At 32.3% G+C, this 21,309-nt stretch carries 17 protein-coding genes and 3 tRNA genes; 9 read left to right on the top strand and 11 right to left on the bottom strand.

Annotated elements, in window-relative coordinates; genetic code table 11:
- Position 1: 1 nt before the first annotated feature.
- Both RMO53_RS12695 and RMO53_RS12690 read right to left on the bottom strand, forming a co-directional pair.
- Positions 2-634, bottom strand: coding sequence for a response regulator transcription factor (locus tag RMO53_RS12695; RefSeq protein ID WP_310381407.1), 633 nt, complete (start codon positions 632-634; stop codon positions 2-4).
- Positions 627-2,444 (bottom strand): sensor histidine kinase, encoded by a 1,818-nt coding sequence (locus tag RMO53_RS12690; RefSeq protein WP_310381405.1) that lies wholly within the window; start codon positions 2,442-2,444, stop codon positions 627-629. Before RMO53_RS12690 ends, RMO53_RS12695 begins: the two co-directional genes overlap by 8 nt.
- A 149-nt stretch (positions 2,445-2,593) precedes the next feature.
- On the opposite strand from RMO53_RS12690, the gene RMO53_RS12685 reads away from it, so the two are divergent.
- The gene (locus tag RMO53_RS12685) at positions 2,594-2,800 is read left to right on the top strand and encodes a hypothetical protein (protein ID WP_310381403.1); all 207 of its coding nucleotides are present in this window, start codon (positions 2,594-2,596) and stop codon (positions 2,798-2,800) included.
- Between the two features lie 182 nt (positions 2,801-2,982).
- On the opposite strand, the gene RMO53_RS12680 is transcribed toward RMO53_RS12685, so the two are convergent.
- Both RMO53_RS12680 and RMO53_RS12675 read right to left on the bottom strand, forming a co-directional pair.
- A complete protein-coding gene (locus RMO53_RS12680) occupies positions 2,983-3,393 on the bottom strand; it encodes a DUF1003 domain-containing protein (RefSeq protein ID WP_310381402.1) in 411 nt (136 codons plus the stop codon).
- A gap of 28 nt (positions 3,394-3,421) precedes the next feature.
- The gene (locus tag RMO53_RS12675) at positions 3,422-3,742 is read right to left on the bottom strand and encodes a YbaB/EbfC family nucleoid-associated protein (protein WP_310381400.1); all 321 of its coding nucleotides are present in this window, start codon (positions 3,740-3,742) and stop codon (positions 3,422-3,424) included.
- A gap of 144 nt (positions 3,743-3,886) precedes the next feature.
- Here RMO53_RS12675 and RMO53_RS12670 point away from each other — a divergent pair, with 144 nt between their 5' ends.
- Positions 3,887-5,947 carry a S9 family peptidase gene (locus RMO53_RS12670; protein WP_310381399.1) on the top strand — a complete coding sequence of 687 codons (2,061 nt, stop codon included), beginning with the start codon at positions 3,887-3,889 and terminating at the stop codon, positions 5,945-5,947.
- 72 nt (positions 5,948-6,019) lie between these two features.
- Entirely contained in the window at positions 6,020-7,060 is a 1,041-nt protein-coding gene (locus RMO53_RS12665) for a cysteine synthase family protein (RefSeq protein WP_310381397.1), read from the top strand.
- 98 nt (positions 7,061-7,158) lie between these two features.
- Here RMO53_RS12665 and rimK read toward each other — a convergent pair whose 3' ends face one another.
- Both rimK and RMO53_RS12655 read right to left on the bottom strand, forming a co-directional pair.
- Positions 7,159-8,529, bottom strand: a complete 1,371-nt coding sequence (rimK, locus tag RMO53_RS12660) for a 30S ribosomal protein S6--L-glutamate ligase (protein ID WP_310381395.1) — start codon at positions 8,527-8,529, stop codon at positions 7,159-7,161.
- A 108-nt stretch (positions 8,530-8,637) separates the two neighbouring features.
- On the bottom strand, positions 8,638-11,181 hold the full coding sequence (locus RMO53_RS12655; RefSeq protein ID WP_310381393.1) for an ATP-dependent Clp protease ATP-binding subunit: 2,544 nt from the start codon (positions 11,179-11,181) through the stop codon (positions 8,638-8,640).
- Between the two features lie 260 nt (positions 11,182-11,441).
- Here RMO53_RS12655 and gyrA point away from each other — a divergent pair, with 260 nt between their 5' ends.
- A complete protein-coding gene (gene gyrA / locus RMO53_RS12650; protein WP_310381390.1) occupies positions 11,442-14,060 on the top strand; it encodes a DNA gyrase subunit A in 2,619 nt (872 codons plus the stop codon).
- A 40-nt stretch (positions 14,061-14,100) separates the two neighbouring features.
- Positions 14,101-15,381 (top strand): tetratricopeptide repeat protein, encoded by a 1,281-nt coding sequence (locus RMO53_RS12645; protein ID WP_310381385.1) that lies wholly within the window; start codon positions 14,101-14,103, stop codon positions 15,379-15,381.
- A gap of 53 nt (positions 15,382-15,434) precedes the next feature.
- Here the strand turns inward: RMO53_RS12645 and RMO53_RS12640 are convergent, their stop codons facing one another.
- Positions 15,435-16,196, bottom strand: coding sequence for a C40 family peptidase (locus RMO53_RS12640; protein ID WP_310381382.1), 762 nt, complete (start codon positions 16,194-16,196; stop codon positions 15,435-15,437).
- 104 nt (positions 16,197-16,300) lie between these two features.
- A complete protein-coding gene (locus RMO53_RS12635; RefSeq protein ID WP_310381380.1) occupies positions 16,301-17,479 on the bottom strand; it encodes an acetyl-CoA C-acyltransferase in 1,179 nt (392 codons plus the stop codon).
- Positions 17,480-17,787: 308 nt separating this feature from the next.
- Between RMO53_RS12635 and RMO53_RS12630 the strand changes: the two genes are divergently transcribed.
- The 3 genes from RMO53_RS12630 to RMO53_RS12620 all read left to right on the top strand — a co-directional run bounded on the left by RMO53_RS12630 (position 17,788) and on the right by RMO53_RS12620 (position 18,051).
- A tRNA-Ser gene (locus tag RMO53_RS12630) sits at positions 17,788-17,874 on the top strand.
- Positions 17,875-17,889: 15 nt separating this feature from the next.
- A tRNA-Pro gene (locus RMO53_RS12625) sits at positions 17,890-17,964 on the top strand.
- Positions 17,965-17,977: 13 nt separating this feature from the next.
- A tRNA-Arg gene (locus RMO53_RS12620) sits at positions 17,978-18,051 on the top strand.
- 80 nt (positions 18,052-18,131) lie between these two features.
- Here the strand turns inward: RMO53_RS12620 and RMO53_RS12615 are convergent.
- Together RMO53_RS12615 and RMO53_RS12610 are read right to left on the bottom strand one after the other, a co-directional pair.
- The gene (locus RMO53_RS12615) at positions 18,132-19,046 is read right to left on the bottom strand and encodes a pseudouridine-5'-phosphate glycosidase (RefSeq protein WP_310381377.1); all 915 of its coding nucleotides are present in this window, start codon (positions 19,044-19,046) and stop codon (positions 18,132-18,134) included.
- A complete protein-coding gene (locus RMO53_RS12610; protein WP_310381374.1) occupies positions 19,039-19,965 on the bottom strand; it encodes a PfkB family carbohydrate kinase in 927 nt (308 codons plus the stop codon). Before RMO53_RS12610 ends, RMO53_RS12615 begins: the two co-directional genes overlap by 8 nt.
- Before the next feature lie 118 nt (positions 19,966-20,083).
- Here RMO53_RS12610 and RMO53_RS12605 point away from each other — a divergent pair, with 118 nt between their 5' ends.
- Entirely contained in the window at positions 20,084-20,743 is a 660-nt protein-coding gene (locus tag RMO53_RS12605; protein WP_310381371.1) for a M15 family metallopeptidase, read from the top strand.
- On the opposite strand, the gene RMO53_RS12600 is transcribed toward RMO53_RS12605, so the two are convergent.
- Entirely contained in the window at positions 20,740-21,309 is a 570-nt protein-coding gene (locus RMO53_RS12600; RefSeq protein ID WP_310381369.1) for a hypothetical protein, read from the bottom strand. The genes RMO53_RS12605 and RMO53_RS12600 overlap by 4 nt on opposite strands.

The following is a 21,309-nucleotide window of genomic DNA, read 5'->3' as shown; positions in this document are numbered from 1 at the left end:
GTTATAATAAATTATTTTCTGTCGCAAATTTTATTAACATTGCCGTGTTTTTAACCTCTAATTTGGTATGCAAATTTTTTCGATGGCTGTCAACAGTGTCAATACTTATAAATAGTTTTTCAGAAATTTGTGCATTAGTTAATCCTTCGACAATTAGAATTAGTACTTCTTTTTCACGTTTGGTGAGTTTTGGTAACTTATTTTGTAGTTCATTTTCGTATCGTAGAGCTCGATCTGCTTCATAAGTCAGGTAATTTGTTCCATTATAAACGGTTTGAATTGCTTTTATAATTTCATGTTTATCGGCATTTTTTAGCAAATAACCAGTAGCGCCACTTTCTAACATTTTACGTACATAAGTTCCTTGATTATGAGTACTTAGCGCAATGACTTTTATACTTGGATATTTTGATGTGATGATTTTGCACAATTCAATCCCACTACTATCTGGAAGATTTATATCCATTAAAATCACATCACTTGTTTGCATTTTGAAAAATTGCAAGCACATCTCGGCATTATTTGCAGCACCTACAAGTTGAATACAGTTTTCCCCAAGTAGCAATGTTTTTATGCCTTCAATCACCATCTGGTGGTCATCAACAAGGAATACTTTTATGGGATTATCACGCATTGAGTTCTATGTTTACTGCGGTTCCGTTATTTGGGGATGATATGGTGTCAATGGTTCCGTTAAGATATTGAACCCGATATTCTATATTATTTAAACCGTCTCCTTTTTTATTTTTGACTCTATTGGCATCATATCCTTTGCCGTTGTCTTCTATAGTAATTATAATTTTTTTATCTGTAAATGCGAGTTGTACCAAAATTTCTTTGGCTTGTGCATGTTTTACAGCATTGTTAATTAGTTCTTGAATGATTCTATAAATGAAAGTTTGGGTAGTTGTGTTAATTTTTCTTTCGACACCTAATTTTTGATAATCTACTTTAATCGTAGTTGCTGCTTGTATGCTGTTACAAAAATCTCTCAAAGCTTCATCAAGCCCAAATTTGACTAATGCTTCGGGCATTAAATTGTGTGCGACTTTGCGTAAGTCGGCAATTGTGGTATCCAGCATATTTAATGATTTTTCGAATTGCAGTGCGTTTTCGGGAGTGAGTATTAAGTTTTCTCTCATGTTTGTAAAGGATAATTTTGTTCCCGATAAAAGTCCGCCAAGCCCATCATGCAAGTCTTTAGCAATGCGACCACGTTCTTCTTCTTGTCCTTTTAGCATTGCATCGATTGCGAGAAGTTGCTTGTCTTTTTCGAGTTCGGTGATTTTTAAGTTTTGGATTTTTCGTTTATTTCTAAAATTTCGATAACCCAGAAAACCAATTAACAAGAGTCCAATTGAGGTTCCGATCAAGATTTTGTTGAGATTTGCTTTTTTTTCGTTTGTGGTTTTGAGTTTGATAATTTCAGTTTCTTTTTTTTGAGTTTCATAAAGATTTTGCATGTCGGAAGCTGCTTTAAAGTTCTCTACATCTGTTAGGGAATCCCGAAGGTCACTATAAAGAATATTAAATTTATTAGCTTGTTTGTAATTGCCTAAATTTTCATAAGTTTCAGCATATCCCATGTAAACATTATATTCCCATCTATGCATTTTATATTTTAATGCTAACGCTAAACTTTTATCATAATTTTGTATCGCCTTTTTAAAATCACCTTTGTCATTATAAATTTTGCCCATTCTCAAATAATGAGTTACAAATAAACTTTCATCATTTGTTGATTTTATTAATGGCTCCGTATCATTTAATATTTTTAATCCTGAATCATAATCTTTTAAATCTGTGTAAGCTTGGCTAATACCATTACTAAATGTTATAATTGATGCCGTATCTTTCAATTTTTTCATTAAAGCGATACTTTCATTTATAATTTTTATCGACATTTTAATAGTATCGGTGTTATTATAACCTTTACTTAAATAAGTTCCTGCTAAATTATATTTTGTTATCGCAGAATATCTGTATAAATGATTACTCTCACTGATTGCAATTGATTTTTTAAAAAACTCAATTGATTTATCTAATTGTTTATGATATCTATAAATATTACCAAGTTCATTATAAGATTTTGATAGTATTTCGTAAAAATTATTTTTCTCTGCAATGCGCGTGGCATTTATAACATTTTTAATAGCCAATTCAACATTGTCAGCATCACTATATTTTATTCCTAAATTAAGGTATGCATTAGCCTGATTTTCAAGAAATATAGTAGAGTTAGTATTTTTTATTAACCAACTACCTATTGCTTGTGATGCTTCAATATTATCTGGTTGATAATTTTGAATGACTTTAATATAATTTTCAAAGTTTGTTTTGTTTGGAGTTGTTTTGTCTAAAACATTCTGCAATGAATCGATATTTATTTGTGAATAAATTCCAAAACTTAAAAACAAAACTAAAATAGTTGTTATATTTTTCATATTAATTATTACTAATTGTTATGCTTGTAAAGATTTCACATAATATTTTAATAATCCTACTATTGAATTAAAAATCACTCTTTTAGGGGATAAAAAACACTGGAATAATTTCGAGATTTGTAATGTAAAAACTATAAAACTTTATAATTATGAAATTACATTTAAATTATACTCAAAGTTTTCAACTCGGAAATAATGTTCCTGAAACACCTATTTACTCTAACATAATTCCAGAAATTCAGGATAAAGCAACTGCAAAAAAATCAGTTCATACTAAAGCCAAGCGATTCCTAAATAAGTTATCGCCATTGCACTGGTATGATGGTGTTTGGGATGATTTGAATTTTGATGTGTGAATATAAAAAGTAATTATTAGCTCGTTTAGAATAGCTGTGAATTAAAACGACAACACTTTTGATGTTGCTGGAAATACATATAATCATTAAGAGTTGGTTTGAATTTTGTTGGTCACAATTCAATTGGTTCTCTTTTTGATTTAATTGTGAAAAGGTTTAGCTTATGCTAAACCTTTTTAATTTTATTTTTTCATTTCCTCCAACATTGCTATAATTTTATCCAATTTTTCTACCTCAAGTCGATTTATCATTATAGTTAAAGCTTCAATTTCTTGCTTTGCATCAATATTTGTTTGATAATCCGCTTGAGCTTGCAATCTGTCTCTTTCGTTTTGTCTGTTTTGGGACATCATAATAATTGGCGCAGCATAAGCAGCTTGTGTAGAGAAAAGAAGATTGAGTAAAATAAACGGATACACATCCCAATGATAGAAAAAACCAATAATATTAAATCCCATCCAAAGAATTACTAAAATAGTTTGAAAAATAATAAATTTCCAAGAACCCATTCCTTTGGCCACTGCATCTGATAGGCTATTTCCGAAGCTAGAAGTTTCAATGTGTTTTTCATGCCAGTTTTTATGTTTTATCATTGTATTATTTTTGGGATTAAATTATCTTTTATTTAAACATTTCGTCCATTCCCGGAATCATGGGCATATCGACTTTGGCAACAGCGTCGAGTTCAGCTTGGTTTACTTTTGAGGCTTTTTCGATGGCCTTGTTTAGTGTTACAACTAAATAATCTTCGAGTTGCTCTTTGTCTTCTAATAAGATATCAGCAATAACGATGGATTTTAGTTTTCCGTTTGCAGTAAAAGTTACTTTCAATGAGCCATCAATACTTTGCTCATCGATTAAAACCGAATCTAAACGTAGTTTTGTTTCTTCTATTTTTCGTTGGGTTTCTTTCAATTTACCCATCATTCCCATTAAATCCATTTTTTTAACTTTTTAAAATTACATTGTTACAAAATTACTATATTGTGCGGTCATATTCAATAAAAATTAATGAAAAACGGTCTTACTCTAAGTTGCTTTTGTGTTATTTTTGCAACTTTAATTCCTAAAACAAACGCGCAAACAATGCCAGAAAAAATAATTGCTCCAACAGCAAAAGTAATCCCAAAATTATTAAAAAAACATAAAGACACAAGGACTGATAACTACTATTGGTTGAACGATAGAGAAAATCTTGAAGTCATAGATTATTTGAACCAAGAAAACGCATATTACGATACGATGACTGCACATACAAATGATTTTCAGAAGGAATTATTTGAAGAAATGAAAGGTAGAATCAAGGAAGAAGATGAATCTGTTCCTTACTTATACAGCGGTTATTACTATATAACTCGTTTTGAAACAGGTAAAGATTATCCTATTTATTCCCGAAAAAAGGAAAGCCTTTCAGCCAAAGAAGAAATCATGTTTGATTGTAATGAATTGGCTGAAGGACATTCTTATTTTCAATTAGGTGGTTTGAGTATCAGTCCAGATAATACGTTAGCCGTTTTTAGTTTTGATATCATAGGAAGAAGAATTTATGATATTAAAGTTAAAAATTTAGAAACTGGCGAAATCCTTGCTGATAAAATCGAAAAAGTTTCGGGTACTGCGGTTTGGGCAAACGATAATAAAACCATTTTTTATTCGAGCCAAGATGAACTTACCCTGCGTTCGGATAAGATTTTCAAACACAAATTAGGGGCAAATCAAGCAGATGATGTATTGGTTTATTTTGAAAAAGACGATACTTTTAATGTTGAGATTGCCAAATCTAAATCCAGAAAATACCTAGCCATAGAATCAGGAAGTACACTTACCACAGAATATCAAATACTAGATGCTAACAATCCTGACGGGAAATTCGAAATTTTTCAGAAACGAGTTCGAGGTCTGGAATACAGTATCAATCATTACGGAGATAGTTTTTATATATTAACTAATAAAGACAAAGCTACAAACTTCAAGTTAATGAAGACTTTGGAAACAGCTACTGCAAAAGAAAACTGGACAGAAGTTATTACACATCGTGCCGATGTTTTATTAGAAGATATCGAAATTTTCAAGAATTATTTAGTTTTAGAAGAACGTTCAAACGGTTTGAATCACATTAGGATTATGCCGTGGAGTGGAGCAGGAGAATATTATTTGCCTTTTGAGAGTGAAACCTATAATGCTTATGCAACATCAAATGTAGATTTTGATACTGATATTTTGCGTTATAGCTACCAATCACTAGCAACACCATCATCGGTAATTGATTTTAATATGTTGACAAAGACTAAAGAAATCTTGAAAGAGCAACAAGTACTTGGGGGAAAATTTGATAAAAATAATTATACTGAAGAGCGAGTTTGGGCAACTGCAATTGATGGTGTCAAAGTTCCTATTTCAATGGTTTACAGTAAAAAATTGAAAAAAGACAGCAAAAACCCTTTGTTACTTTATGCCTACGGTTCTTATGGAATTACAATGGACACTTCGTTTTCGTCCACAATACTATCCTTATTAGACAGAGGATTTATTTTTGCGATAGCACACATTCGTGGTGGCGAAGATTTAGGAAGACAATGGTATGATGACGGAAAATTACTTAAAAAGAAAAACACCTTTACTGATTTTATTGATTGCTCTAAATTTTTAATTGATCAAAAATACACTTCACCAGAACATTTGTATGCCGAAGGAGGTTCAGCAGGAGGATTGTTGATGGGAGTTGTTGTAAATTTAGCACCTGAATTGTATAATGGCATCATTGCACAAGTTCCATTTGTTGATGTAATTACTACGATGCTTGACGAAAGTATTCCGCTAACAACTGGAGAATATGATGAATGGGGAAACCCAAATGTTAAAAAATATTATGATTATATGAAGTCTTATTCGCCCTATGACAATGTAAAATCACAAGGCTATCCTAATATGTATGTTTCAACTGGTTTACACGATTCTCAAGTGCAATATTGGGAACCAGCAAAATGGGTAGCAAAATTACGGTCATTAAAAAATAATGATACCGTTTTGTTCCTTCATACAAATATGGATGCTGGACATGGTGGTGCATCGGGAAGGTTCGAAGCCATTAAGGAATTAGCAAAAGAATATAGTTTTTTGCTAGATTTAGAAAAAAATAAAAACTAATTAGATTTTTTTTGTTAAATTTGCAAAGATTTTAGGTTAATTTAAAAAGTATCCTTGATTAACTATTTTTTTATGAAAGAAGAAATAAAAGCTTACAATAATATTTTAGAATTAATAGGTAACACTCCACTTATTAAATTAAATAGAGTTACAGAAGAGTTAGAAGGAAATTTCTATGCTAAGGTAGAGGCTTTTAACCCTGGACATTCCACTAAAGATAGAATAGCTTTATACATAATTGAAGAAGCAGAAAAACAAGGAATTTTGACACCTGGAGATACTATTATTGAAACAACTTCTGGCAATACTGGATTTAGTTTAGCAATGGTAAGTATAATAAAAGGATACGATTGCATATTGGCAGTAAGCTCAAAATCATCACGCGATAAAATAGATATGTTGCGTAGTTTAGGTGCTAAAGTATATGTTTGCCCAGCACATGTATCTGCAGATGATGACCGTTCTTATTATAATGTTGCCAAGCGTTTGCATGAAGAAACCAAAGGCTCTGTATATATCAATCAGTATTTTAATCAACTCAATGTTGATGCACATTATAAATCTACAGGACCTGAGATTTGGGAACAAACAAATGGTAAAATTACACATCTAGTATGTTGTAGCGGAACAGGTGGAACTATTTCGGGAACTGCAAAATATTTGAAAGAGCAAAATCCAAATATTAGAATACTTGGAGTTGATGCTTTTGGTTCGGTATTAAAAAAATACCACGAAACAAAAGAGTTTGATAATGACGAAATTTACCCGTATAGAATTGAAGGTTTGGGTAAAAATCTAATCCCATCAGCTACAGATTTTGATATTATAGATCAATTCATGAAAGTCACTGATGAAGAAAGCGCTCATTCTACAAGAGAATTAGCTAAGAAAGAAGGCTTATTTGTAGGCTATACTTCTGGAGCAGTCTTACAAGCCATTAAACAATATGCTGATGAAGGAGAATTTGATAAGAACAGTAATGTAATTGCTATTTTTCCAGATCACGGCTCACGTTATATGAGTAAAGTATACAGTGACGATTGGATGAATGAACAAGGATTCTTTGATAGTATCAATGAAGAAGAGGTTCAAAAAATTGAATTTATAAAATAAGAATTAAGTATTTAGTATAAAGTATTAAGATTAAAAAACTCCATCCGTTATAATCGAGATGGAGTTTTTTGTTGGTATAAAATGTCTTTAGTCAAAACCTATTTCAGTTTAAAATTCTTTTCAATAGCCAGAATCATTTCTCCAGCAATGTCTTTATTTGTTGCACCTTCAATACCTTCAAGTCCTGGAGATGAATTCACTTCGAGTAATAAAGGACCTTTTGAAGAGCGAATAATATCAACCCCTGCTACTTTTAAATCCATTGCTTTTGCGGCGCGGATGGCGATTTTTTTCTCTTCGGAAGTGGGTTTTATAATCGAAGCAGTTCCTCCAAGATGAATGTTAGCTCTGAACTCTCCTGGCATTGCTTCACGCTGAATTGTGGCCACGACTTTTCCATCAACCACAAACAAACGTAAATCTTTGCCATCAGCTTCCTTAATAAACTCTTGAACTAGTATGTTAGCATTTAAACTTTTAAAAGCATTGATAACACTTTCTGCTGCTTTTTTTGTTTCGGCCAACACCACACCTTTGCCCTGTGTTCCCTCGAGTAATTTTATAATCAATGGAGAACCTCCAACCATTTTTATTAAATCATCAGTGTCCAATGGAGAATTAGCAAAACCTGTTGTCGGGATGTCAATTCCACTTTGTAAAAGTAATTGCAAGGAAAATAATTTATCACGTGATTGTGTGATTGCTGTAGAGGAATTTAGACAAAAAACATTCAAAGCTTCAAATTGACGCGTTAATGCGCAGCCATAAAAAGTAATACTCGGACGAATTCGTGGGATAATTGCATCAAATTTATTCAAAATTATTCCACCACGATAATGAATTTCAGGTGTTTTGGCATCTAATTTCATATAGCACTCTTTGATATTCAAAAAATGCATTTCGTGGCCACGCATTTCGCCAGCTTCCATAATTCGCTTGTTGCTATACAATTCTGGATTACTAGCCAAAAGTCCGATACGTAAACCAGAGCTTGCTTTTTCGAAATTCTTGTATACTTCCTTTAGATTATCGCTTGTAGGTTGCCCCAAAAGATATTCTTGTTCTGGATCAACCAAAACTCTTCCACTCATAGCTTCACGACCTAACAACATTCTAAAACCCATTGAATCTCGGTTAGTCAATGTCATTTCAATTAGCCAACTAGAATTTCCAATTTGTAAAGAAGTATGAATTACATAGCGTTGTTCTCTGAAACCACTGGAGCTTTTTACGATTCTTTTATCTACTAAAGGAGCTTCGCAATGAATGATTGTTTTAACATTATTCTGGATGGGATTGATGTCGAATTTGACCCAATTCTGACCATCCTTTATAAATGGGGCAATATTTAAGGCGTGAAGTGCTGATGTTTTTGCTCCAGAGTCAACCCGAGCTTTGATATTAGGAATTCCTAATTCAGGCAACGAACACCATTCCTCACTGCCGAGTATAATTTTATTTTGTAACATAAATATTTTCTACTTTAAATAATTCTGATGTAAATATATATTGAAAAATAGAATTATAAACATTAAATAAAGGTTAATTAACAAGGGTGTAAAGCAAAAAAAAACCTACTAATTAGTAGGTTTTTCTATTTTGTGAACATTTACATAGAGTTCTTGTGAAGTGTCATTTAAATCCATAAATATTTCATCCCCAATACCAATTTTTGAAGTTATAATTTCTTCAGCCAGAGCATCTTCAACATATTTCTGAATGGCTCTTTTTAATGGTCGTGCTCCAAATTGTCTATCAAACCCTTTGTCTGCAATAAATGCTTTAGCTTGATCGGATAGCTTCAATTGATATCCCAATTCTTTTACACGATCGTATAGTTTTTGTAATTCAATTTCAATAATCAAATCAATATCATGTTTTTCTAATGCATTAAAAACAATTACATCATCGATTCTATTTAAAAACTCTGGTGCAAATGTTTTCTTTAAAGCATTTTCAATAATGCTTTTAGAATTGTCATCAGCTTGTGCTATTTTGGCAGCAGTACCAAAACCAACACCTTGTCCAAAATCCTTCAATTGACGAGCACCAACATTAGATGTCATAATAATAATAGTGTTCTTGAAATCAATTTTTCTTCCGAGACTATCCGTTAAATAGCCGTCGTCAAGAACTTGTAACAACATATTAAAAACATCAGGATGGGCTTTTTCGATTTCGTCTAAAAGCACTACACAATAAGGTTTACGCCGCACTTTCTCGGTTAATTGTCCTCCTTCTTCATAACCAACATATCCCGGAGGTGCACCAACTAGGCGCGATATAGAAAATTTTTCCATGTATTCGCTCATGTCGATTCTAATTAAAGCATCCTCAGAATCAAACAATTCTTTTGCTAGGACTTTTGCTAATTGCGTTTTGCCAACTCCAGTTTGTCCTAAGAATATAAAAGAACCAATTGGTCGGTTTGGATCTTTTAATCCAGCTCGATTTCTTTGGATTGATCTTGCAATTTTTAATACCGCTTCGCTTTGTCCAATCACTTTATTTTCAATAAGTTCAGGTAAATTAGCTAATTTATTACTTTCGGTTTCTGCAATTCGATTTACTGGAATTCCAGTCATCATAGAAACTACATCGGCGACATTATCTTCGGTTACTTCAATGCGATTATTTTTAGAATCTTCATCCCATTGTTCTTGGGCAATAGCTAAATCTTTTTCTAAGCGTTTTTCATCATCCCGAAGCTTTGCTGCTTCTTCATATTTTTGTTTTTTAACAACAGTGTTTTTATTTTCACGAACATCTTCTAATTGTTTTTCTAAATCTAAAATTTGTTGTGGAACATCAATATTAGTGATGTGAACTCTAGAACCGGCTTCGTCTAATGCATCTATAGCTTTATCTGGTAAAAAACGCTCTGACATGTATCTATTTGTCAATTTCACACAAGCTTCAATTGCTTCTGGAGTATAAGTAACATTGTGATGTATTTCGTACTTATCTTTAATATTATTTAAAATCGTAATGGTTTCTTCAACAGAGGTTGGTTCGATAATTACTTTTTGAAAACGTCTTTCGAGCGCACCATCTTTTTCAATATATTGACGGTATTCATCAAGTGTAGTTGCTCCAATGCATTGAATTTCACCTCTAGACAAGGCAGGTTTGAACATGTTTGAAGCATCAAGAGAACCTGTTGCTCCGCCAGCTCCAACAATAGTGTGAATTTCATCTATGAAAAGAATGATGTCGTCATTTTTTTCTAATTCATTCATTACGGCTTTCATGCGCTCTTCAAATTGACCACGGTATTTTGTACCAGCCACAAGACTTGCTAAATCTAGCGTCACTACACGTTTATTAAATAAAATTCGGGATACTTTTTTTTGTACAATTCGCAAGGCTAATCCTTCGGCTATAGCAGATTTACCTACACCTGGTTCTCCAATAAGTAGTGGATTGTTTTTCTTTCTGCGGCTTAAAATTTGTGAAACCCTTTCTATCTCTTTTTCTCTCCCAACGACAGGATCTAATTTTCCTTCCTCTGCCATTTCAGTTAAATCTCTTCCAAAGTTATCTAAAACAGGGGTTTTGGATTTTTTGTTTGATTTATTTGCCGGATTGTTAAAACTTCCTTCTTTTAAGCTGTCATCTTGATTAGAATCTTCATTATAGGATTCATTTCTGGGTAAGTTTTCTATAAAATTTTCTTCGCTTGGTGTCATATTTAAATATTGTTCTTTGGCTACATCATAATCTATATTTAATTTATTCAATAGCTTGGTTGTAGGATCATTTTCGTTTCTTAAAATGCACAATAATAAATGTGCAGTGCTTATTGATGAACTTTGAAAAACTTTTGCTTCCAGAAAAGTTGTTTTTAATGCTTTTTCCGCTTGACGGGTTAAATGCAGGTTTTTCTTTTCGTTATTAATTTCTATACTTGGACTTGCTGGACTAAGTATTTCTACTTTTCTACGTAAGCTTTCTAAATCTATAGATAAATTGTTTAGAATATTTATTGCCTTGCCATTTCCATCTCTTAAAATACCCAACATTAAATGTTCAGTACCAATAAAATCATGCCCTAAACGTAAGGCTTCCTCTTTGCTATAAGTAATAACATCTTTTACTCTTGGCGAAAAATTGTCATCCATAATGTGTGTATTGATACTGTAAATTTAGTGAATTAGTGTGTGTAAAACAAAAATCATATTTGATATGAAGTTATGACAGCTAATAGACAAAAAAAACCTTAAAACATTAGTTAAAATTGACATAATTTATTAACTAAAAAAAGAGTGTAATTTGTTAATAAATCATTGAAATAAGTAGCGTAAAGGTTGTGTAAAAAAATCAAAATGATGTATATTAGCACGTTTTGAAATTAAAATAAATTTATTAAATAGTATAACTTATGTCTGAAGGAGAAAAGTTAATTCCCATTAACATTGAAGATGAAATGAAATCAGCTTACATCGATTATTCGATGTCAGTAATTGTGTCAAGAGCACTTCCTGATGTTAGAGATGGCTTGAAGCCAGTACATCGAAGAGTACTTTATGGAATGTATGATTTAGGAGTTACCTCAAAATCTGCTCATAAAAAATCCGCAAGAATTGTTGGTGAAGTTTTAGGTAAGTATCATCCACATGGAGATACATCGGTTTATGATGCCATGGTACGTATGGCTCAAGAATGGAGTTTACGCTATTTATTAGTCGATGGACAAGGTAACTTTGGATCTGTAGATGGTGATAGTCCAGCAGCAATGCGTTATACCGAAGCCAGAATGCGTAAGATTTCGGAAGAAATTATGGCAGATATCGAAAAAGAAACCGTTGATTTTCAATTAAACTTTGATGATACGCTATACGAACCAAAAGTAATGCCTACGCGTGTTCCTACATTATTGATAAACGGAGCAACAGGTATTGCAGTAGGTATGGCAACAAATATGCCTCCTCATAATCTTACCGAAGTTATAAACGGAACTTTAGCGTACATTGATAATAATGAAATTGAAATAGACGAATTGATGAACCATATAAAGGCTCCAGATTTTCCTACTGGAGGAACAATATATGGTTATGAAGGCGTTCGAGAAGCATTTAAAACTGGTCGTGGACGTATCGTAATGCGTGCAAAAGTTGGCTTTGAAGAAGTTGATGGTCGTGAAAGTATCATTGTTACTGAAATTCCATATCAAGTCAATAAAGCAGACATGATTAAGCGTACAGCCGATTTGGTTAATGACAAAAAAATCGAAGGAATTGCCAATATTCGTGATGAATCCGATAGAAATGGGATGCGTATTGTGTACATTTTAAAACGTGATGCTACGCCAAATGTAGTACTAAACACACTTTATAAGTTTACACAATTGCAATCCTCTTTTAGTGTAAACAATATTGCACTTGTAAAAGGTCGACCGCAAATGTTGAATCTAAAAGATATGATTCATTATTTTGTGGAACACCGTCATGATGTTGTAGTCCGAAGAACACAATTTGATCTGCGTAAAGCAGAAGAAAGAGCTCATATATTAGAAGGATTGATCATTGCTTCGGATAATATTGATGAAGTAATTGCATTAATTAAAGCGTCAAAAAATACCGAAGAAGCTAGAGAAAAATTAATCGAAAGGTTTAAATTATCTGACATTCAGTCAAGAGCAATTGTAGAAATGCGTTTGCGCCAATTGACCGGATTGGAGCAAGACAAGTTAAGAGCAGAATATGAGGAAATCATGAAGTTGATTGCTCATTTGCAAGCTTTATTAGCCGATATTAATTTGAGAATTGCATTAATCAAAGAAGAGCTTGTCGAAATTCGTGATAAATATGGTGATGCGCGTCGTTCATTAATTGAATATTCAGGAGGAGATGTAAGTATCGAAGATTTAATTGCCGATGAAAATGTAGTAATTACTATATCTCATGCAGGATATATAAAACGTACCAACTTATCCGAATACAAAACCCAAAATAGAGGTGGAGTTGGTCAAAAAAGTGCGGGAACTAGAGATCAAGATTTCTTAGAACATATGTATGTTGCAACAAACCACCAATATATGATGTTTTTTACCCAAAAAGGAAAGTGTTTCTGGATGCGTGTATATGAAATTCCAGAAGGAAGTAAAACGGCCAAAGGAAGAGCATTACAAAACTTAATCAACATTGAAAGTGACGATAAAGTGAAAGCCTTTATTTGTACACAAGATTTAAAAGATAAAGAATATACAAATAGTCATAACCTAATTATGGTTACTAAAAAAGGACAGGTTAAGAAAACATCCTTAGAAAAATATTCAAAACCTAGAATAAATGGCGTCGCAGCTATTACCATTAAAGATGGAGATGAATTATTAGCAGCAGAATTAACTAATGGAAACAGTCAAATTATGATTGCGGTGCGTTCCGGTAAAATGGTTCGTTTTGAAGAAAGCAAAACACGACCAATGGGAAGAACAGCTTCTGGAGTTCGTGGTATTACTTTAAAAGATGAGACCGATGAAGTTATTGGTATGGTTTCTGTAAACGATATGGAAAGTGAAATTCTAGTTGTAGCCGAAAACGGTTACGGAAAACGTTCAAGCATTGACGAATATAGAATTACAAATCGTGGTGGAAAAGGAGTGAAAACTTTGAATATCACTGAAAAAACAGGAAAACTTATTTCTATCAATAGCGTAACCGATGCCGATGATTTAATGATTATCAACAAATCGGGATTGACAATTCGAATGGCAGTAGAAGATTTGAGAGTTATGGGTCGTGCCACTCAAGGTGTTAAATTAATTAATATCAAAGGAAACGACTCCATAGCGGCAGTTACTAAAGTAATGAAAGATGATGTTGAAGAAGTGGTTGTTGACGAAGAGGGTAATATTATCGAAACCGAAGCAATCGAAAGAGTAAAGCCAATTCTAGAAGTTCTTGAAGATGAGGAAGTTGAAGAAGATGATGATGATGACCAAGAGGAATCTTTAGAGGAAGATGAAGACGATTCTGATGATGCAGAGGATGAAGTTTAATAATTAGAAATATAATAATATTAATTTAAAACACAATCGCATGAAAAATAAATATGTATTACTAGCCATTGCAGCAGTAATTTCAGTTAGTGCTTTTGCACAAAAAGATCAATTAAAGGCAGCAGAAAAATCATTAAAAAATGGAAATTCGCAAGAAGCACTCACGACTTTACAAGGTGCTGAATCGATATTTACTAATGCTGCAGATACTGAAAAAGCACAATTTTACTTTTTAAAAGGAAATTCATTTTTAGATTTAGCAAATAAAAATATTGAAACTGGAGTAAATCTTTCGTCCGCTGCAAAATCTTATCAAGATTTAATTGCAATCGAAAAAGCCTCTGGAAAAGTAAAGTATTCTGTTCAAGCTGCTGCTTCGATTACTGAAATTAAATATAAATTATTAAACAGTGCAATTGTAGATTCCAAAGCAAACAAGCATAATGAAGGAGCTAAAAAATTGTATGATGCTTATTTGTTAGATACAAAAGATACCATAAATTTATATTATGCAGCATCCACTTATGTGAATGGTAAAGATTTTGTTTCGGCACTTAATTTATACGAGGACTTAAAAAAACTGAATTATTCAGGAAAAGGGGTTAGTTATTTAGCTGTAAGTAAAATAAATAACAACGAAGACTTTTTTAATACTAAAAACGAAAGAGAAATTGCAGTTAAATTAGGAACACACAGCACACCAAGAGACGAAGCGATTCCTTCAAAAAGAGGAGAAATATATAAAAACATTGCTTTAATATTAGTTCAAAACGGCAAAATTGAGGAGGCAAAAAAAGCAGTTGCCGAAGCAAGATTAAAAAATCCAGAGGATAATTCATTAATATTAACCGAAGCTAATTTATACCTCGAGACTAAAGATTTTGAAACGTATAAAAAATTAATTTCCGAAGCAATAGAAAAAAACCCCACTGATGCTGACTTAATTTTTAATTTAGGAGTAATAAGTTCTAATGCAAAAAACTTTGTAGAAGCAGAAAAATACTATAATAAAGTTTTAGAAATTAATCCAAAATACTTGAATGGCTATATCAATATTGCAGCCTTAAAACTCGAAAACGAGAAAGTTATCATTGATGAAATGAATAAATTAGGCACGACATCTGCCAAGGATATAAAGCGTTACGATGAGTTAAAAAACAAAAGAGCCGAGTTGTTTAAGAGCGCAATACCATATCTTGTAAAAGCACATGAAATCGATGCAAAAAATTCAGATGTTTCTAAAACGCTATTAGGTGTTTATAGTGCACTTGAGATGACTGCAGAATATAAGGCTTTAAAAGAAGAAATAAAAAAACAATAGTATTTTTTAGTTTCAAAAAAGCCCGTAATGTTTAAAAAGCAATACGGGCTTTTTTATATAATTTTTTTTATTACCCGAAGTTTATGGGTATGTTTATTAACTTCGGCATTATAAATTCCTAAATGATCTAGCCTGTCGACTCTTACTTTTCCGCTAGAGTGAATGATATAATTGTCTTCCATAATAATTCCTACATGGATTATTTTACCTTCCTCATTATCAAAAAATGCTAAATCGCCGGGTTCGCTTTCCTCTATAAAACTCAATGCTTCGCCTTGTTTTGACTGCTGCGTAGCATCACGCAATAATTTATATCCGTTTAGCTTGTAAACCATTTGAGTAAAACCAGAGCAATCTATTCCAAAAGGAGTTTTTCCACCCCAAAGATAAGGCGCATTTAAATACATAAATGCCGAACTTACAATGCTATTCTTGTTTTTTGTTCCACTTATTTTTGCTCCTTCAAAATTAAAGTTTGAATTGTTAATATCTGAATGATTCAAAAACGACAGTGAGGAACCCAATGGGATTGGCAAAAGTAAATTATTGGGACCAGTAATGTATTCAATCAAATCAGCATTTAAAACAATCACGTCCTGAGATAATTGATTGTATTCGGATTCTAATATTATTTGGTATTGTTTCGAATCAACCCAACCTTCATAATCATCGAATTGCAATTTTATTTTTGACCATTGCTTCAATTGTTCTAAAATTTCAAAATGTTCGCCAAACAAAACTTGAGAAACGATTTCGCTTCTATCGCTGGGTTCAAACCGAAGTGGGATTATCGCTAGATTACAAATTCCGAACATTATATACAATTAAAAATTATGAATTAAAAATCGATGAGGTATTGTTATAAACTTAATTGGTACGAGTTAAATTTTTAATTTTTAGTTCGTAGTTTTAATTGATTTTAAATTCTTTCAATAACAATTGCGGAAGCACCGCCGCCACCATTACAAATTGCAGCAGCACCAATTTTAGCATTATTTTGTTCCAATACATTCAATAAAGTTACAATAATTCGTGCACCAGAACAACCTAATGGATGTCCTAACGAAACCGCTCCACCATTTACATTTACTTTTGAATCGGTTAATCCTAATATTTTTGAATTGGCTAACCCAACCACAGAAAAAGCTTCATTAAATTCAAAAAAATCTACATCAGATAGTGTAATACCAGCTTTTTCTAATGCTTTTGGCAAAGCTTTGGCTGGACTAGTGGTAAACCATTTTGGTTCTTGAGCAGCATCGGCATAACTTTTTATATAAGCTAACGGTTTTATACCTAATGAAAATGCTTTTTCTTCGCTCATTAATATTAAAGCTGCAGCACCATCATTAATTGTTGATGCATTTGCTGCGGTAACAGTTCCGTCTTTTGTAAAGGCTGCATTTAAAGTTGGAATTCTATCTAATTTTACATTCGTAAATTCTTCATCTTTCGAAACTATAATTGGATCACCTTTTCGTTGTGGAACAGCAACCGGTACAATTTCATTATCAAATTTACCATTTTCCCATGCTTTAGTCGAACGTTCATAGGATTGAATAGCAAAATTATCTTGATCCTCACGAGTAAAGTTATATTCAACCGCGCACAAATCAGCACAAACTCCCATAGCATTGTTATCATAAGCATCAGTCAATCCATCTTTCTGCATTCCATCAATCATTGTGGCTGGTCCAAATTTAGTTCCGTTACGCAAATTTATATAATGAGGAATTAAGCTCATGTTTTCCATACCACCAGCAACGACAATTTCGGCATCACCACAAAGAATGGCTTGTGCTCCAAGCATCACTGATTTCATTCCAGAAGCACAAACTTTGTTGACAGTAGTGCAAGCTACAGAATTTGGTATACCTGCATAAATAGCTGCTTGTCTTGCTGGTGCTTGACCTACTCCAGCTTGAACAACATTACCCATAAAAACTTCATCAATTAAATTTGGATCTAATTGAATTTTGTCTAATGCTCCTTTAATTGCAATTGCACCTAATCTTGATGCAGAAACGGTAGATAAACCACCCATAAAGCTTCCTATAGGAGTTCTTGTTGCAGCAACTATGACGACTTTTTTATTCATGACACCTTATTTCTGATTTGAGTTGCGAATTTAAACATTTTAAGTAAATACTAAATTATGATTTTAATAATATTATTATTTAAATAGACTTTATTATTGAAATATAAATCTTAAGAAACTTTTTTTCTATAAATTATTCAATAAAAGAAATATTTTGAAGTTAATATATAATTAGGCTATGCATTTGATTGTTAATGTTTTTGATTTAAGAATAAAAAAACATTTAAAAAAAGGCATTAATTATTTGTGAAATATAGAATAGAAAGTTACATTTGCAACCGCTTAAAAGGAATATAAGTTCTTATATTGGAGAGTTGCCTGAGTGGCCGAAAGGACATGTTTGCTAAACATGCGTATGGGTAACTGTACCAAGGGTTCGAATCCCTTACTCTCCGCTTTTTTTGCATTTTCGGGGTGTAGCGTAGCTCGGTTATCGCGCCTGCTTTGGGAGCAGGAGGCCGCAGGTTCGAATCCTGCCACCCCGACTTTTTTATTACCGGAGGCATAGCTCAGCTGGATAGAGCACCTGCCTTCTAAGCAGGCGGTCGAAGGTTCGAATCCTTCTGCCTTCACAGAAAAACCCACTGGATTCAGTGGGTTTTTTGGTTTTTATTATTTTGCAAATATCAAAAAGTCAATAAAAATTTTTAATTTATAAGTAGTATAAGACTGCGATTTGTGCCGCTAATTTGGCATTGTTTTTTATTAATGCAATATTAGCTTCTAAGCTTTCTCCCATTGTATTTGTTGCTATGTATTTTAATAAAAAAGGGGTAACCTCTTTGCCTTTAATGTTTAATAATCTAGCTTCATTTAATGCATTTATAATATGTTTCTCTATAGTTACTAGCTCCATTTCAAACTCCACAGGAATAGGATTTGCGATCAAAACGGATCCTTTTAATCCTAAATCCCATTTTGCTTTTAATAATAATGCGATTGACTCAGTTGTGTCTAATCTTAAAGGAGAATTATAACCGCTTTTTGAGGAGTAAAAACTTGGAAATTCATCTTGACCAATGGTTACCACAGGCACGCCAAGTGTTTCTAGGTATTCCAATGTTAAACCAATATCCAAAATTGATTTTACTCCAGCACCAATAACCGCAACATTTGTATTTGCCATTTCGGTTAAATCTGCAGAAATATCCATGCTTTTGGTTGCACCTCGATGAACACCTCCAATTCCTCCAGTTGCAAATATTTTAATCCCTACCATCGAAGCGATTCTCATTGTAGCTGCAACAGTAGTTGCTCCGGGTACTTTTTTTGAAATAGCATAAGGCATATCTCGCAAGCTCACTTTCCAAACATCATTAGCTTGACCAAAATAATCAATTGTCTCACTGGATAACCCAACTAAACATTTTCCGTCCTTGATGGCGATAGTTGCAGGAATTGCTCCGTGTTTTCGTACTACATCTTCTACTGATTTAGCAGTAGCAGCATTCTGTGGCCATGGCATTCCGTGAGAAATAATTGTAGATTCTAATGCAACAATTGGTAAATTATTATCTAACGCATGTTTAACTTCTGGATGAATAATTATAAAATCATTTTTACTCATTGTAATAGGTGCTTTTAATTTTGTATAAATTTTCTTTGTTGATTCTATAATCAATTGTTCCCTTAATTTTTAATATTTCTAGAGCTAATGTGTGACCTAATTCAAGCGATGTCGCTTCATTTTCATCATTTATGTAACCAAAAATCCAACCAGACAATGCTGCGTCTCCAGCACCTGTACTGTCAATAATTTGTATTCTTGGAACAGCTAAATTAATTGTCTTTTTTAGTGTATGTACTTCTGACCCATTTTTGCCTTTTCGAACCCAAACTTTTTCAACGCCTCTTTTCAAAAGATTTTCTACAAGTTGTATGAAATTTCCCGAATCACCATTAGCAATCGAAACGAGTTCTTCCTCATTTGGTGTTAGCATAAAAACACCGTCAAGGATTAAATTGGATAATTTCGAAGCTTTGGTTACAGAAACAGGCTCAATTATTAACTTTTTATTATTAATTTTTGAAAAATCAATCAGCCATTGAATTGTATTCGTTTCAAGATTTGTATCAATAACTATTAAATCAAATTTTTTTATATAATCTTCTTTTGTTTTCAAAAACGGAACTGTAATATATTTTGAACTAATGTCATGACATGCTGCAACATATAATTCTCCATTAGTATTAGATATTGAAACGTACTTTCCTGTGGGTTCATCTACACTTATAGATTCATTGAGTTCAATTCCTAGTTTATCTAAGTTTTTTTTAATAAAATCAGCATCATTATCATTTCCTAAAGCTGTAATTAATGATGTTTTAACATCAAGTAAAGCAAGATGTTGAACAATATTGCTAATTACACCTCCAATACTAATTGAACATTGAGCAGGATTTGACGAACTACGTACAATTGCATTTTCGCAAAAGAACAGTTCGTCAATTAATGCTGCACCAATACATAAAACAGATTTAGCCATAAAACAAATATAACCTAATTATGCAAAAATAGAATTCGATGGGTTGGAATTTTTTAAATCAAAATCAGTTAATTATTTATAGAATGTAAATGAATTTTTATAATTTTATAAAAAAAACATGACTTCCCTCTTCAAACTAGTATTCTTCATTTGTGCTTCTTTATTTTTAGTTTCTTGTAAAGCACAAATGGAAGTTAGTAATGGTGCTTTAAATAAACAACCATTTATCAACGACACTACTTTTGTAAATTTAAAAGAGTATAGTAATGACTTTGTTTATGACATGAAATATGCCACAGCTGATAATTTTTTGAAATCAAAAGTATACGATTGTGCTGAATGTTACTTACGCTTAAAAACCGTAAAAGCAGTAATTGAAGCGAATAGTGCTTTTATAAAATTAGGTTATAAAATTAAATTTTTTGATTGTTATAGACCATTGGATGTTCAAAAAAAAATGTGGAAAATTGTTTCTAACCCTTCCTATGTAGCTGACCCGATTAAAGGTTCCATACATAATAGAGGTGGAGCTGTAGATGTTACTCTTGTGGATTTATCGGGCAAAGAACTTGATATGGGAACCACTTTTGATTTTTTTGGCGTTGAAGCGGGTCATAATTATATCAATTTGCCTACTGAAATAATTAAAAATAGAATATTATTAAAAACCATTATGCTAGAAAATGGATTTAATTCTTTCGATTCAGAATGGTGGCATTATAATTTAAAAGCAGCTCTAAATGATAAATTATCAAATACTAAATGGAGTTGTGATTAGTTTTCAATACAATTTATATAATTTATAAAATAGGTTTCTGGTTCGTAAACTTGATTGTTTAGCTCAGATTGAAACTCTTTTCGAATTACATAATCTTCAAGGTCTGTCAAATATTTTATACGCATCATATTCACTGGGGAAGTTTTTAAGTCTTCGAACGAACCTTTTAAGAATACGAAAGTTCCAACAAGTATTCTATTATCAAATCCGTTATCATCACGAACCATTGAGCCACAATTTTCTTGGTCGATATGGAGTAATGTTATAACTTTTCCGTTATTCAATTGTAAAAATAATTTTGAATTTTTATCAAAACAATTTGCTTTTAAAAAATCTTTACTTTTTTGTATAAGTTGTAAATTTAATGTTGGTAAATCATCTGTCAATGATAAGGAATAAAAAATATAGCTCTTGTTTCCAGCAAAATTTTTTTCGTAAATCATGTATTCTTTTGTTGACTTATAACTTCCAATAGAATCAGTGACATTTGTGCTATATTCACAAGGTTTTTGAGCAAATAAAGCATTGCTAATCAAGAATAAAATCAGTAAGACTGCTTGTTTCAT

It is taken from the genome of Flavobacterium sp., assembly GCF_031409475.1.
Taxonomy (GTDB): domain Bacteria; phylum Bacteroidota; class Bacteroidia; order Flavobacteriales; family Flavobacteriaceae; genus Flavobacterium.
This window is presented reverse-complemented; position numbering and strand designations above follow the sequence as displayed.